Here is a 502-nt window from a genome sequence, read left to right as displayed (position 1 = left end):
TTTTTCCCTATCGTTATCACTTTTTTGATACTCCAACACATGAAAAACACGACATAATGACCCGCAATCAGACAGGCACCGATGGCGCGCCATTCACAGTCTGCAACATGGTGCCACGCCTGGTTCGAAAAAGCAAAGACTGCGGCGGCACTTTGAAAAGAAAAGGAAAACAGACAGAACAGTATTGCCGCAAAGCCTGCCAACGATTCACCGGCTGCTTTTTCGATCATTTCCATTTCTTTTTTTAAGGATTTGAGAAAAAACGCCGGCAACACAAAAGCCAAAACCAGCCTGCTCATTAAAGAAACAACATAACGGACGCGGATAAGAAAAGATTTGCCCCATGAGGGCAAACTTCCGAGCAGATGTAAAATGCCCCGGCAAAAGAAATAAAAATTTTTTCTTAATTCATCCATTACTATCCTCCTAATCACTCTTTTAAGTGCCGGCAAAGTAATGCAGCCGCCAAAGACAAGTACCAAAGTCAGCATTCATTATTAGA

The 502-nt window shown here is 42.6% G+C and carries 1 protein-coding gene; it reads right to left on the bottom strand.

Annotated elements, in window-relative coordinates; all coding sequences use genetic code 11:
* Positions 1–416: hypothetical protein (locus tag IR141_RS14295; RefSeq protein ID WP_135037811.1), on the bottom strand; the 416-nt coding region annotated here is incomplete at its 3' end.
* Between the last annotated feature and the right edge of the window lie 86 nt (positions 417–502).

It is taken from the genome of Neisseria sp. 19428wB4_WF04, assembly GCF_015235335.1.
Classification (GTDB): domain Bacteria; phylum Pseudomonadota; class Gammaproteobacteria; order Burkholderiales; family Neisseriaceae; genus Neisseria; species Neisseria musculi.
Note: the sequence above shows the minus strand (reverse complement) of the source record. Positions and strands in the feature narration are given on the sequence as shown.